14 protein-coding genes and 3 tRNA genes are annotated in these 13,943 nt (G+C 65.5%); all 17 read left to right on the plus strand.

The features are described 5' to 3' along the window. The first annotated feature begins 18 nt into the window (after positions 1 to 18). The 17 genes from J2W14_RS09600 (at position 19) to J2W14_RS09680 (ending at position 13,911) form a co-directional block, all read left to right on the plus strand. Entirely contained in the window at positions 19 to 621 is a 603-nt protein-coding gene (locus tag J2W14_RS09600; protein ID WP_307461660.1) for a LysE/ArgO family amino acid transporter, read from the plus strand. A gap of 51 nt (positions 622 to 672) precedes the next feature. After that, a complete protein-coding gene (locus tag J2W14_RS09605; RefSeq protein WP_307461662.1) occupies positions 673 to 1,311 on the plus strand; it encodes an FMN-binding negative transcriptional regulator in 639 nt (212 codons plus the stop codon). 159 nt (positions 1,312 to 1,470) lie between these two features. Beyond that, positions 1,471 to 1,543 (plus strand) — tRNA-Glu (locus J2W14_RS09610). 96 nt (positions 1,544 to 1,639) lie between these two features. After that, a tRNA-Asp gene (locus J2W14_RS09615) sits at positions 1,640 to 1,713 on the plus strand. 48 nt (positions 1,714 to 1,761) lie between these two features. After that, positions 1,762 to 1,837: transfer RNA gene (locus J2W14_RS09620), tRNA-Phe, on the plus strand. Positions 1,838 to 2,761: 924 nt separating this feature from the next. Further along, entirely contained in the window at positions 2,762 to 4,354 is a 1,593-nt protein-coding gene (locus tag J2W14_RS09625; RefSeq protein ID WP_307461665.1) for a glycoside hydrolase family 68 protein, read from the plus strand. A 146-nt stretch (positions 4,355 to 4,500) separates the two neighbouring features. Further along, entirely contained in the window at positions 4,501 to 6,525 is a 2,025-nt protein-coding gene (locus J2W14_RS09630; protein ID WP_307461668.1) for a glycoside hydrolase family 32 protein, read from the plus strand. 98 nt (positions 6,526 to 6,623) lie between these two features. Next, on the plus strand, positions 6,624 to 7,088 hold the full coding sequence (locus tag J2W14_RS09635; RefSeq protein ID WP_307461670.1) for an Asp23/Gls24 family envelope stress response protein: 465 nt from the start codon (positions 6,624 to 6,626) through the stop codon (positions 7,086 to 7,088). Then, a complete protein-coding gene (locus tag J2W14_RS09640) occupies positions 7,085 to 7,276 on the plus strand; it encodes a hypothetical protein (RefSeq protein ID WP_307461673.1) in 192 nt (63 codons plus the stop codon). Before J2W14_RS09635 ends, J2W14_RS09640 begins: the two co-directional genes overlap by 4 nt. Next, positions 7,273 to 7,653 (plus strand): hypothetical protein, encoded by a 381-nt coding sequence (locus J2W14_RS09645; RefSeq protein WP_307461675.1) that lies wholly within the window; start codon positions 7,273 to 7,275, stop codon positions 7,651 to 7,653. Before J2W14_RS09640 ends, J2W14_RS09645 begins: the two co-directional genes overlap by 4 nt. 107 nt (positions 7,654 to 7,760) lie before the next feature. Beyond that, on the plus strand, positions 7,761 to 8,324 hold the full coding sequence (locus J2W14_RS09650; RefSeq protein ID WP_307462357.1) for a DUF6286 domain-containing protein: 564 nt from the start codon (positions 7,761 to 7,763) through the stop codon (positions 8,322 to 8,324). Then, positions 8,321 to 8,932, plus strand: coding sequence for a hypothetical protein (locus J2W14_RS09655; RefSeq protein ID WP_307461677.1), 612 nt, complete (start codon positions 8,321 to 8,323; stop codon positions 8,930 to 8,932). Before J2W14_RS09650 ends, J2W14_RS09655 begins: the two co-directional genes overlap by 4 nt. A gap of 233 nt (positions 8,933 to 9,165) precedes the next feature. Then, complete coding sequence (locus J2W14_RS09660; protein WP_307461678.1) at positions 9,166 to 10,446, plus strand: ABC transporter substrate-binding protein; 1,281 nt, start codon at positions 9,166 to 9,168, stop codon at positions 10,444 to 10,446. Positions 10,447 to 10,452: 6 nt separating this feature from the next. After that, positions 10,453 to 11,490, plus strand: coding sequence for a carbohydrate ABC transporter permease (locus J2W14_RS09665; protein ID WP_307461679.1), 1,038 nt, complete (start codon positions 10,453 to 10,455; stop codon positions 11,488 to 11,490). Continuing rightward, on the plus strand, positions 11,487 to 12,374 hold the full coding sequence (locus J2W14_RS09670) for a carbohydrate ABC transporter permease (protein WP_307461680.1): 888 nt from the start codon (positions 11,487 to 11,489) through the stop codon (positions 12,372 to 12,374). Before J2W14_RS09665 ends, J2W14_RS09670 begins: the two co-directional genes overlap by 4 nt. 10 nt (positions 12,375 to 12,384) lie before the next feature. Continuing rightward, positions 12,385 to 12,639 carry a hypothetical protein gene (locus J2W14_RS09675; RefSeq protein ID WP_307461682.1) on the plus strand — a complete coding sequence of 85 codons (255 nt, stop codon included), beginning with the start codon at positions 12,385 to 12,387 and terminating at the stop codon, positions 12,637 to 12,639. Positions 12,640 to 12,795: 156 nt separating this feature from the next. Then, positions 12,796 to 13,911 carry a LacI family DNA-binding transcriptional regulator gene (locus J2W14_RS09680; RefSeq protein WP_307461685.1) on the plus strand — a complete coding sequence of 372 codons (1,116 nt, stop codon included), beginning with the start codon at positions 12,796 to 12,798 and terminating at the stop codon, positions 13,909 to 13,911. The last annotated feature ends 32 nt before the right edge of the window (positions 13,912 to 13,943 follow it).

Below are 13,943 nucleotides of genomic sequence, written 5' to 3' on the forward strand. Positions count from 1 at the left end.
CCCTCTAGCGTGGAACCCGTGATCCTCTCTCTCCTTTCGGGCCTGGCAAGCGGGCTGTCCCTTATCGTCGCGATCGGTGCGCAGAACGCCTTCGTGCTTCGCCAGGGCGTCCAGCGCTCGCACGTGCTGCTGGTTGTTGCCGTGTGCGCCCTCTCCGACGTCCTGCTGATCGTGCTGGGCGTGGCCGGGGTGGGCGTCCTCATCGAGCAGGCGCCCGGCGTTCTCGACGTCGTGCGCTGGGCCGGAGCCGCCTTCCTCCTGGCCTACGGCGGCATGGCTGCCGTGCGGGCCATCCGCGGAACGCAGGCGTCCCAGCCGGTGGCCGGGCAGCCGGGAACGTGGGCGGCCGCGCTGGGGACCTGCCTTGCGCTGACCTGGCTGAACCCCCACGTCTACCTGGACACGGTGCTGCTGCTGGGGTCCCTGGCCGGCACCCACGGCCCGGACGGGCGCTGGTGGTTTGCCGGCGGTGCCGGTCTGGGGAGCATCGCGTGGTTCGCGGCCCTCGGCGCCGGCGCCCGGTTCCTCGCGCCGGTGTTCGCCCGGCCGGGCAGCTGGCGCGTGCTCGACGGCGGCATCACCCTGGTTATGGTCACCCTGGCTGTCATGCTCGTAGTCTGAGCTGACCAGCCGTCCCGCACGACACATCACCATTCGACAAAGGAAGCCGCCATGTACGTCCCCTCGCACTTCGCCGCCGACCAGGACGCCATCAGTGAACTGCTCTCGGATCCGGGCGCAGCCAACCTGGTGACCTCAACGGAGCGCGGACTGCTCGCGACGCTGCTGCCGTTCGTCTATGACCCGGAGGCCGGCGACCACGGGGCTCTGCTGGGCCACCTCGCCCGGAACAACGACCAGTGGCTCTTGCCGGCGCTGGGCGAATCCCTGGTCATCATCCAGCGCCACGATGCGTACATCTCCCCGTCGTGGTACCCGTCCAAGGCCGAACACGGCCGGGTGGTGCCCACATGGAACTACACCACGGCGCACGTGTACGGCCGGCTGGTCATCCACGACGACCCGGTCTGGGTGGAAGATCTGGTCCGGCGGCTGACCACACTGCACGAAGCGTCGTCCGCAAAGCCCTGGACCGTGGACGATGCACCCGCGCGCTACGTCGCCGGGCAGCTCCGGGCGATTGTCGGCGTCGAACTTGTTATCACGAGGGTGGAGGCGAAGCGGAAGCTGAGCCAGAACCGGCCGGCTGCCGATGTGGACGGCGTCATCGCGGGACTGCGGGCCAAGGGCGACCTGGGGTCGGCCGGTGACGTGGAGCGGGCGCAGCAGGAGTCGGGCCGGCGGGACTGAGCGCCCCGGAGCGCTGCGACCGACGATTTTGGATAATCCGGGGGTCTGCCCTTATAGTTTTATAGTCCAGTTCGGAGCAACCCGAAAGGACAAAAACGACAGGCTTCGGCCCTTAATTTTTGCCCTTGTTTATATCGTGTTTATCCGAATGGCGTCCTGGCCCCCATCGTCTAGCGGCCTAGGACACCGCCCTTTCACGGCGGCGGCACGGGTTCGAATCCCGTTGGGGGTACGCAAGGAACTGGTCTAACCGGATGTGAAAGTCTGGTAGGCTAAAGGCCTTGAAAAATTGCAGTAGCGATACTGCAGAGAAGCAAGAAAATAGCAAGGCCCTGTAGCGCAGTTGGTTAGCGCGCCGCCCTGTCACGGCGGAGGTCGCGGGTTCAAGTCCCGTCAGGGTCGCTCTGATTGCCAGAAGAAATTCCGGCTCTCATGGTGACATGTCACCTAGGCTCTGTAGCTCAGTTGGTAGAGCGTTCGACTGAAAATCGAAAGGTCACCGGATCGACGCCGGTCGGAGCCACCACTGGGAAGCATCAGTTCTTCGGAACTGGTGCTTTTCTTCTTTAACCCCCATCGACTGCTCCGCAACTGCCCTTCTCGCGGGGCAAAAGGGCCGTTGCGGAGCAGTCGATGGGCCTGTGAGTGGGTCCGGCGCCCGCGGCCGCGGCGGCACGGCCTTCCTGTACTAGTCCGTCGACCTCCGCCGCTGGGACTGCATCGGCCCGCTGTTCATTGGCGACGACGCCTCCGCGGATACGGCCGCCACAGACTGGCAGGGCACCATATGTGGGAGTGCGTTGACCTGTTTCGCGCAGGGCACGGGGCGCTGGGGGACGGGACCCTGGTCCGGCCGCCGGGCGGCGAAGGAGCCCGCCCAGGGATCGGCGGCAGCGTCGATGCCACCGACGTCCCGGTTTTCTCGGCCTGCTGTTCCCCTGACATCCCCGTCGAGTGCTCCGTATCGGCCCTTTTGGGGCTTCATAACGGCCGTTGCGGAGCAGCCGATGCCCCGCCGGACGGCCGGGCAACGTATCAGGCGGCGCTGGTGACCGGCCCCACGGATGAATCCCGGGGGCCGGGATACGGTGAATTGCGCGTCGCCCGAGGGTGACATTTCACACTATCGATGCGGCATTTGACGCGGAAAATTTCCTGTGGCACGCGCGCGGATTGTGCAATGTAAGCGCTTGCACTGGTGGCGTCAAACACGGTTCTTCGGGCCTAGAATCACGGTTTGGTAAGCAGGCTTCGGCTTGCATAGCGTAGTAACCGGCACAGGAAAGGAGTCCTTTCCGAATCGCCAGACGGGGCCCTACCCAGGCCCCGTCCCTCGACACGATGGCGTCCTCGATGACGCCTGCGGTGTTGTCGGGACTGTCGGAGTTCGGGAAATGAGGGCACAAGCCCGACTTCCACGACTGGTCTCAACTCCGCGAGAGAAGCAAGAATGCACAAGCACCCCCATACACCCCAGATGCTGCGGTGGCGCCGGGCCTCCGCAGTACTGGTAGCCGCCTTCGTGGCCTCAGCGTTTCTGGCCGCTCCCGCGGCGCAGGCCAACGAGCCTGCGGATCCGCCGGCGGCGCAGATGCCGGAGCCGACTCCCGGCTTCCCGCTGCCGACCAAGCACAGCCAGCAGGCGTACGATCCGGCGTCGGACTTCACGTCCAAGTGGACCCGGGCCGACGCCAAGCAGATCATGGCGCAGAGTGACCCCACGGTCGCCCCTGGTGAGAACTCCATGAACCCGAACGTCACCATGCCGGAAATCCCGGAAGACTTCCCCACCATGAATGAGGACGTCTGGGTCTGGGATACCTGGTCCCTCACCGACGAGAACGCGAACCAGATCAGCTACAAGGGCTGGGACGTCGTGTTCTCCCTGGTCGCTGACCGCAACGCCGGCTACGGCTTCGACCAGCGTCACTGGAATGCCCGGATCGGCTACTTCTTCCGCAAGACCAACGCCGACCCGGCCAAGGACAAGTGGAACTACGGAGGCCACGTCTTCGCCGACGGGGCCTCGATCGGCAACACTGAATGGTCCGGTTCCACCCGCCTGATGCAGGGCAACCAGGTCAACGTGTTCTACACGGCCACCACGTTCTACGATGTGGCCGAGCGCAACACCGGCGGCGGCGGGATCGCCCCGGACGCAGCCATCGCGAAGGCCCTGGGCAAGATCCACGCCGACCAGAACGGGGTCACCTTCGACGGCTTCCAGCACACCAAGCTGCTGGAACCGGATGGCACGATGTACCAGACCAAGGCCCAGAACCCGGGCTTCGCCTTCCGCGACCCGTACACGTTTGCGGACCCGGCGCACCCCGGCAAGACCTTCATGGTCTTCGAAGGCAACACCGGCGGAACCCGCGGACAATACGAGTGCAAGCAGGAGGACCTGGGCTATCAGCCCGGTGACCCCAATGCCGAGGCCCTGAACGACGTCAACAGCAGCGGCGCCTACTTCCAGACCGCCAATGTGGGCCTGGCCGTGGCGGACAACAAGGACCTCACCAAGTGGTCCTTCCTGCCGCCGGTGCTGTCGGCGAACTGCGTCAATGACCAGACCGAGCGTCCGCAGATCTTCATCCAGAACGAGGGCGGCAAGAACAAGTACTACCTGTTCACGATCAGCCACCAGTTCACCTATGCGGCCGGCATGCGCGGCCCGGACGGTGTCTACGGCTTCGTAGGGGACGGGGTCCGTTCCGACTACCAGCCGATGAACAACAGCGGCCTGGCGCTGGCCTCACCGACCGACCTCAACCTGCCGTCAGAATCCCCGGAACGGCCCACCCCCAACCAGAACGGCCGGCAGTTCCAGGCCTACTCGCACTACGTGCAGCCCGGCGGCCTGGTGCAGTCGTTCATCGACAACGTCAACGGCGTCCGCGGCGGCTCCCTCTCGCCCACCGTGAAGATCAACTTCCGCGACGGTGTTTCAGCCGTTGACCGCACCTTCGGCCAGGACGGCCTCGGCCCGTTCGGTTACCTGCCCACCAACGTCAAAGTTGGCGGGAACGGCCTCTACAAGTAGCGCATCAATGAGGCAGTAACAGGGAGGAGGCGCCCGGGAATCCGGGCGCCTCCATCCACCGTGTGTGCGGATGCCTGTGCTGGCCCACCAAGGTGGAACCGGCCCCAACGGCGTCACGTCACCACCAGAACCAGGAATGTTGAATTGTGAGAGACCTTGTCCGCCCGCAGGTGCTGAAAAAGTTGAAGCAACTTCGACGCAAGCGACCGCCAGCCTGGCTAATCAATGCGCTGAGCCCCCGCACGATCTGGATTGGTGTGGCGGCCGCGGCCGCGGCGGTTCTCGTCGCGGTGGCGTTGGTCCCGACGACGACGGGTTCCCGTCCGGCTGCCCGCGGCCAGGTCGAGCAGGCCCTTCTGGGCATCGCCGACGCGCAGGCCGAAGCCATGGAATCCCAGGGCCGTTACGGCTCCTATTGGCTCAGCGGCGGTGACCGCACCCTCGAGAAGCTGACGCATCCGATCCGGACCGAAGGCGTGGCGGATCTGCGGAGCATCGAATGCACCAACGGGTGGGTGGCAGCCGCACGGATCGGCGATGACGTCGAGATCAGGTCCAGCGTGGAAGACCGGGTCGTTCGTGCAGGCACCGGTGAAGTCGTCCGCCCGGAGTGCATGTCTTCCGAAGCAGTTGCGTCCATGCTCTCGGATCTGGGCGTGCCGCGGCAGACGCCGCCGCTCCCGGCTTCAGCTTTCGACCGGCCCGACGGGGCATCCGAGTTCCGGCCGAGCTATCACATCACGCCCCAGAAGAACTGGATGAATGATCCGCAGCGTCCGATCCTGCTGGACGGGCTGTGGCACTACTACTACCTCTACAACGCCGGGTATCCGACGGAAAACGGCACCGAGTGGTACCACCTGACCAGCACAGACCTGGTGCACTGGAAAGACGAAGGGGTCGCGATCGCCAAGTACAAAAACGGGCTGGGCGACATCGAGACCGGAAGCGCCGTGGTGGACCATGACAACTCGGCCGGCTTTGGCAAGGGGGCCGTTATCGCGGTCATGACGCAACAGGACCAGGGCATCCAGCGGCAATCCCTGTTCTATTCCAACGACAACGGATACTCGTTCACCGAGTATGAGAACAACCCGATCATGGAAAACCCCGGCGAACCGGACTGGCGGGATCCCAAGATCATCCGCGATGAAGCCCACGGCCAGTGGGTGATGGCACTGGCCGAAGGCGAGAAGATCGGCATGTACACCTCCACGGACCTCAAGGACTGGCACTACTCTTCGGGCATCGAACGCACCGGTCTGGGCACCCTGGAATGCCCGGAACTCTTCCAGCTGGATCTCGACGGGGATCCATCCAAACGGACCTGGGTCCTGGCCGCCAGCGCCAACGGGAGCGACGAGGGGTTCACCACGGGCGTTGCCTACTGGACTGGCTCTTGGGACGGAACCCGCTTCACCGCCACGGACGACGCGCATCAGTGGCTCGACGCCGGCTCCGACTTTTATGCCGCCGTGACGTGGGATGATCCGAGGCTCACCGAAAGCCAGCGGATGTCCTCCCGGCACGCCGTCGGGTGGATGAACAACTGGACGTACGCCCGGCAGCTTCCCACCGAGGACTGGCACGGCGGTGCCGACTCCATTGTGCGCGACATCAGGCTGAAAACAATCACCGGAAAGCCGACCCTGGTGTCCAGCCCCACCGCAGCCATGAAGTCTATTGAAGGACCGGTGGCAACGGTCGGGGAACGTCGAATGACGCAGGAGGGCGCAGGGCAGCTACCGGCTCCGGAAGGCGGGGCCTACAGGCTCGATGTGACGCTTGAACGGACGGCCGGCCAGGACGGATCCGAAGCGAGGATCGAGCTTGGAAGCGACAAGGGAACGTTCGCGACGGTCGGATATGACTTCGCAAGTGAATCGGCATTCATTTCCCGCGATGCTGATGCCGCCGCCACCGGCAAGGCCGAACTCCACCCTGGCTACCGGGCATCGCGACGCACCGTCAGCCCGCCGCGGGAAGGGAAAGTCGAGCTGACAATGTTCGTCGACTATTCCTCAGTGGAGGTTTTCATCAATGGCGGGGAAAAGACCATGACGTCACTCGTGTTCCCGACCGGGGGGGCGCCGACCATCAACGCCGTCACGGCGGAGGGGTCCCTGACGCTCAAGTCCCTCAGTTACAGGCGGCTGGCCGCGACACGCTGACGTGTATGGACCCCTTTTGACCTCGTGGCCCGCCGGGAAGCGGCCACGTTGTCGGTGGCAGGTACTAGGGTGGTCACAAAGAGAAGGGGGAGTGCCTTATGGAATACCAGAATTCCCAGCCCGCAGCGGCCCCGGTGCCCGGGTTGGCCACCGACCTGCCGCTGCCCGGTGCCGGCCGCACCGTCATTTCCGAAACCGCCGTCGCGAAGGTCGCGGGCATCGCCGCCCGCTCCGTTCCCGGCGTGTACTCCCTGGGATCCGGCCCGTCCCGCGCGCTCGGCGCCTTCCGCGACGCCGTCGGCAGCTCAGACCACGCCGCCGGTGTCCGCGCCGAAGTCGGTGAAACCCAGGTCGCCGTCGACATTGACCTGGTGGCGCTGTACGGCACACCCCTGCACGCCCTGGCGGACCAGATCCGCGCCGCCGTGTACGCGGCGGTCGAGGAACTCGTCGGACTGCAGGTCATCGAAGTGAACATCGAGATCATCGACGTCTACGTGCCCGGCCCGGCGAAGCCCGGCACCCCCGCCGAGACCCGGCCGCCAAGGGAGGCAATCCAGTGAATCTGACGGTTGTGGGAATCGCGATGGGCGCCTTCGTCGCGTTCATGTCCTTCCAGTTCGGCGCATGGGGCTTCCTCGGCGCCCTGCTGTTCATGGGTATCGGAGCCCTGCTGGGCCGCGCCGCGGAAGGGAAACTGGACCTGCGCAGCGTGCTTGACGCCCTCACAGGCCGGCGTTCCTCCTCATGAGCGCGGCAGCTGGGGCGGTCCGCGCCGCCGCGATGGCTGGACACACCAGGATCAGCACGCAGGCGCTCACGAGCGTGGCCCAGGCCGCCGCGGCCGAAGCCCTCGGTGTCACGCCGCATGAGGTGCGGGCTGAATGGTCCGACGACGACGGGCTGCTGGCACTGTCCCTCGTCTCACCCATCACCCTCCCGCCGCTGGCCGTAGTCCTTCGGGAGCCCGGACGCGTCGCGGGCTTCGGCGGCTCCGTCTGGAACCGGGCTGTGGCCGCCAAGGCCGACATCCTGCGCCGCGTGACGGAGCTGAGCGGTGCCCGGCTGAGCCGGGTCGACATCCGGATCAGCGGCGCCAGCGTGAGAGAAGGAGGGCGGGTCCATTGAGCCACGCCACCGACCGTCATTCCAGCGGCGGACGCCACGTCCCGCCCGCTCCCAGCGCCGCACCGTCCGCCGGCAACCCGTCAGCTGCCGGGACGGGCGTCGAGGGTATGGAACAGATCCTCAAGCGCGAAACCCACTCCTCCAGGGCTACGGCCTCGATCATCGCCGCCGTGCTCGTCATTGCCCTTTGCGTCTACGCCCTGCTGGAAACCGCGGTCCGGGCCGTCGGCCAGCCGCCCTGGCTCGTGGATCCGCAGACCGCCGCGGAGAAGGTTGTGGCGCTCCCGGACGGGGTCCCGCCGCTCCTGCTCGGCGTCGTTGGCGCCGTGCTGGTCATGGCCGGGCTGTTCTTCTTCCTGAACGCGGTGCTGCCCGGACGCCGTGCCCGCCACGTCCTGCTGGACCGCCGCGCCGCCGTCGTGGTGGACGACGAGGTGATCGCTTCCGCGCTGGCGCGGCGGGCGCGGCTGGCTGCCAACGTGAGCCAGGAACAGGTGATGGTGACGGTGTCCCGGCAGCAGGTCGAGGTCAACGTCCGTCCCACCTCCGGTGTCCCGTTGAGCCGGAGCGCCGTGCTCACGGCCGTCCAGGACGAGCTCCGGGAGATGGGATTGACCCCGACGCCGGAAGCCCGGATCAATGTCACCTCGACGGGGGTGGTCGGCGCATGAACGGCACCCCCAGAACCCTCAACCGGATCCTGATCGGCGTCCTCGGCTTCAAGCTGCTCGCCATCGGCGTGCTGCTCATCCTGCTGGCGACTGTGCCGGCGGTCGCCGTTTGGTGGCAGGGCTGGGCCGCCGGCGTCTGGAGCCTCTGGCGGGAGCTCTTCGAGCGCACGCGCTTCCCCGGCCGCGCGGAGAGCTGGCTCTGGATCGTGGTGGTCCTGATGCTGCTCCTCGTGATCGGTGCCATGGTGGCCTGGGTTGCCCAGCAGGGCAAGGGCCGGGCCAACACGCTCCTGTCCGAAGAGGACCCCGGTGAGGTGCCCGGAAACGTCAGGATCGGCAGCGGGGTAGCCGAGCAGGCGCTCCGGGCCGCCCTGGCAGACCGTCCGGATCTGGCCGGCACGACCGTGGCCACCTACGAATTCCGCGGCGAACCGGCCCTGAGAATCAGGATCCAGCCCCGCCATGGCGTGGCCCCGCACCGGCTCGCGGCCGAGGTGTCCGCCCTTGTGGAGGCCCTCGACGTCGCGCTCGGGAAACGCACCCTGGTGCTCATTCATCTCGCCTCGGGGGCCCGGTCACGGTTTGGCCGGGCCGAACGGGTCCGCTGACCGGTGTGAGCTTTCGGCAACATCTTTTTCGGGCATGCTGCAGGCGCCCTGTGGCCGGATTCCAGTGAATCGGCGCGGGCTCACCCACAGAAAAATCTCCGGCACAAGGGTCTCCTTTCTGTAAAGGTTCCATGTAAACGCTTGCATTCCTCACCGGGTGTTGATTATCGTGATGGGCACCACACGAACGCACCGCCGTTTCTTGACCGGTACTCAGCGAGGAGCCCCCCAGTATGAAAACACCGAAGTTCTTACTTCCCGTCGCCGCAGCAGGCGTTCTAGCCTTGACTCTCTCCGCCTGTGGCGGCGGAGGAGGCGGCACGACCGCCGGCGCCGACGCCGAGCAAGGCCTCGACGGCCGCGGTCCCATCACGTACGTCCAGGGCAAGGACAACAACAACGTGGTCCGCCCGGTGATCGAAAAATGGAATGCTGCCCACCCGAACGAGAAAGTCACGTTCAAGGAGCAGACCGACCAGGCCGACCAGCAGCACGATGACCTGGTCCAGAATTTCCAGGCCAAGAACGCCAACTACGACGTCGTCAGCGTCGACGTGGTGTGGACGGCCGAGTTCGCCGCTAAGGGCTGGCTCCAGCCGCTCAAGGACAAGATGGCGCTGGACACCTCGGCGATGCTGAAGCCGACGGTGGATGCGGCATCCTACAAGGGCACTCTGTACGCGGTACCGAAGGACTCCGACGGCGGCATGCTCTACTACCGCAAGGACTTGGTCCCCACGCCACCCAAGACTTGGGACGAGATGATGAGCATGTGCTCCATCGCCAAGGAGAACAACATCGGTTGCTTCGCCGGCCAATATTCCAAGTACGAGGGCCTCACTGTGAACACCGCAGAGGCGATCAACTCGACCGGGGGGTCCGTGCTGGATGCGGACGGCAAGCCGAACCTGAACACCCCCGAAGCCAAGGCTGGCCTCGGCAACCTCGTCACGGCATATGCCAACGGCAACATCCCGAAGGAAGGCATCACCTTCCAGGAGGAGCAGGGCCGCCAGGCCTTCCAGGACGGCAAGTTGCTCTTCCACCGCAACTGGCCCTACATGTACAGCCTGGCAACGACGGAAGGGTCGTCGAAAGTCAAGGACGTCCTCGGCCTAGCGGCTCTGCCCGGCATTGACGGTCCCGGGGCATCGACGCTCGGCGGGCACAGCGTCGGCGTGAGTGTCTACTCGAAGAACAAGGCCACGGCCGTGGACTTCCTGAAGTTCATCACCACCGAGGAAACGCAGAGGTTCTACGCCACGCAGGGTTCACTCGCTCCGGTTCTCAGTGCGCTGTACGACGACCAGGAACTTGTCGCCAAGCTGCCGTACCTCCCGGTGCTGAAGACCTCCATCGAGAACGCCGTGCCGCGTCCTGTCACCCCGTTCTACCCGGCCGTCACGAAGGCCATCCAAGAAAATGCGTACGCTGCCATCAAGGGTGAGAAGACCGTTGATGCAGCCTTGTCCGACATGCAGAAGTCCATCGAGTCCGCTAGCGCGGGACAGTAGCTAGCCATGGCAACCGAATTGGGCCCGACGCCGGTCAAGGAACCGGCGTCGGGCGGTACCCCGATCCACCACGGGCCCAAGGGCGTCGGGGAGGATAACGCGATTGCGAGCCAGGGCAAGTGGGCCGCATGGCTCCTGGCTCCAACCATCGTCGCACTGGCCATCGTGATCGTTTACCCGATCATCAGCGCCATCGTGATGTCATTCCAGAAGGACGCCGGCCTTGACCCCGTCACGGGGCTCTTCACCGAAGGCGGCCCGGCTGGCCTCTCGAATTACACGAACTGGATCTTCCAGCAGTGCGCCGCCCCGGGCGGCGGAACCGTGGCCTGCCCGCCAGGAACCCTCGGCTCCCAGTTCTGGTCCGCCACGGGAACGACCTTCTACTTCACCATCGTCACGGTGACGCTGGAGACGATCCTCGGCTTCTGGATGGCCATCATCATGGCGCGTACGTTCCGCGGACGCAGCCTGGTGCGCGCGGCCGTGCTGGTGCCGTGGGCCATCCCCACCGCCGTCACTGCCCAACTGTGGCTGTTCATCTTCGCTTTTGAGGGCATTGGCAACAAGCTGTTCAACACCACAATCCTGTGGACGGGCAGCGAAAACCCGGCCCGCTGGGCCGTCATCATCGCCGACACCTGGAAAACGACGCCGTTCATGGCCCTGCTGATCCTAGCCGGGCTGCAAATGATTCCGGCCGACGTCTACGAAGCGGCCAAGGTCGACGGGGCTTCAGCGTGGCAGCGGTTCCGGATGATTACCCTGCCGCTGGTGAAGCCGGCGCTGATGGTCGCCATCCTCTTCCGGACGCTGGATGCCCTGCGGATGTTCGACCTCCCGTACATCCTGACGGAGGGCTCCAACAACACCACAACGCTCTCCATCCTGGTGGTCAACCAACTCAGGCAGGGGTTTAACTCAGCCGCTGCCTTGTCGACCATTACGTTCATCATCATCTTCATTGTGGCCTTCATCTTTGTCCGTTTCCTCGGAGCGAACGTCGTGGAGCAGCAGACCGGTGCAGGTAAGGGGAAGAAATGACCGCCGCGACCGAACTCCGTGCCAAGCAGGACCGTGGCCGCAAGGTGGCCCAGAACCGCGAGAAGTGGGCGAGCGTCCGCACCTATGTCAGTGCAGCCGTCATCCTGTTCTGGTGCCTCGCACCGGCCTACTGGATGGTGGTGACGGCGTTCCGCGAGGTGGGCTACACCTACGACACCTCACTCCTGCCCACTCACGTGACGCTCGACAACTTCAAAACAGCCTTCGATACATCGTTTGGCAACAGGTTCGGCCAGGCGCTGCTGAACAGTGTGTTCATCGGCGTAACGGTGACCGTGATCTCGCTGGTGGTTGGCGTTTTCGCAGCCTATGCGCTGGCCCGGCTGAACTTCCGGTTCAAGTACCTGGTGCTGGGCTTCATCCTGGGGGCGTCCATGTTCCCCGGGGTCGCCCTCATCACCCCGCTGTTCCAGCTGTTCACCAATATCGGCTGGATCGGCACCTATCAGGCGCTGATCATTCCGAACATCTCCTTTGTCCTCCCGTTGACGGTCTACACCATGACGTCGTTCTTCCGGGAAATGCCGTGGGAGCTTGAGGAAGCAGCCCGGGTGGACGGCTGCACCCAGGGGCAGGCGTTCCGGCGGGTGATCATGCCGCTGGCGGCACCGGCCATCTTCACGACGGCGATCCTGGCGTTCATCTCCTCGTGGAATGAGTTCCTGATTGCCAGCCAGCTCTCCAATGATGCGACCCAGCCGGTGACGGTGGCCATTGCCAACTTCGCCGGGGCCCAGCCGCAGCAGATTCCCTACACGGCCATCATGGCCGCCGGAACGATCGTCACAATTCCGCTGGTGATCCTGGTGCTGATCTTCCAGCGTAAGATCGTCGCGGGCCTCACCGCCGGCGCCGTGAAGTGACGGCTTGGCCATGAACAGCAAGCCGAGCCGCGGGCTGGTGCGCAGCCAATACCGCCACGTCCGTTCCGGGGAGGATTTCGACATCATCATCGGTCTCCTCGGGTTCTGGGGACTGGTGCTGCTGGTGATCACCGTCTGGATGGAGGTGACCGGCCAGCCAGCGCTGGGCTGGGCCCTGGGCCTGCTGGCCATGGTGTTGGCCCTGTACGGATTGATCCGGCTGCGCCGGCGCCTGCCCGAAAGGACGGCGTCCCGGCGCAAGTGAACGCGGGGTCACCTGGCGCCCATCCCGAGGGGGTTTATGGGCGGAAAGTGACCCCGCGTTGCTTAAGCGGGGCATTTGTTGCCGTGGGGGAGGCAGGCTAATGGAGTGCTTCGGAGGCCGCGAGTTGCCTCAGGAGCCAGTCGACAAGGGGACACGGTGGCAAGGACGACAGACAGGGCACAGCGCGGGGGCCACTCCGGTGTCAGCATCGAAGATGTGGCCGCCGCCGCCGGAGTATCCACCGCCACCGTGTCCCGCGCCGTCCGCGGCCTGCCCAGGGTTTCGCCGGCCACCCGGGAGAAAATCCTGGGCATCGCCGCAGACCTGGGCTACGTCGCCTCCTCCTCGGCGTCCGGGCTGGCCACCGGGCGCACCAAGACCATCGGCGTGCTGGCCCCCTTCGTCAGCCGCTGGTTCTTCTCCAAGGCCATCGAGGGTTCCGACCGTCAACTGCACGCCCGCCAGTACAATCTGTCGCTCTTCAACCTGGGCGGCCACGGCAGCAACCGCGAACGGCTCTTCAGCAAGACTATGGTCTACAAACAGATCGACGCGCTGCTGGTGCTGTGTATGGCACTGACCCACGAGGAAATCGAACACCTGCAGAAGATCGACATCCCGCTGATCGTTGTCGGCGGCCACGTCGAGGAATGCCCCTACATCGGAATCGACGACTACGCCGCCGCCGCCACGGCCGTGCGGCACCTGATCGACCTCGGCCACACGGAGATCGCACTGCTGCACGGCGATGACGAAACGGACCTCAACTTCGACGTTCCCCGAGTCAGGATCCAGGGCTTCCAGGACGTCATGGCCGAAGCCGGCCTAAACGTCCGGAAGGAATGGGACGAATGGGGGGACTTCACGGTCCGCAGCGGCCAGGACGCCTTTCACCGTCTCTGGGACAGGCCCGGACCGAAGCCCACGGCAATCTTTTGCGCCTCGGATGAGATGGCCATGGGGATCATCTTTGAGGCCACCCGGGCCGGGGTGAAGATCCCTGAGGACCTCTCCGTCATCGGGATCGACGACCACGACTTCTCCGAGGCCATGGGGCTCACCACGGTGCGGCAGCGACCGGACGAGCAGGCCGAACTGGCCACAAAAATGCTGCTGGACGAGCTCGACGGGATCGCCGGTTCAGTGCACTCCATGCTGGCCCCGCACGAGCTGATTGTCCGGACCACGACGGCGCCGCCCCGCGGCGCGGAGGCTGCAGCCCGGAAGGGCGCCGCACCGGAGACTCTCATCCCTCGGGCCGGCCGCCCGTAGCGCCAGCCGCCGCCCGAGGCCCCGGCCCGAAG

It is taken from the genome of Pseudarthrobacter oxydans, assembly GCF_030812335.1.
GTDB classification, from domain to species: domain Bacteria; phylum Actinomycetota; class Actinomycetes; order Actinomycetales; family Micrococcaceae; genus Arthrobacter; species Arthrobacter oxydans_B.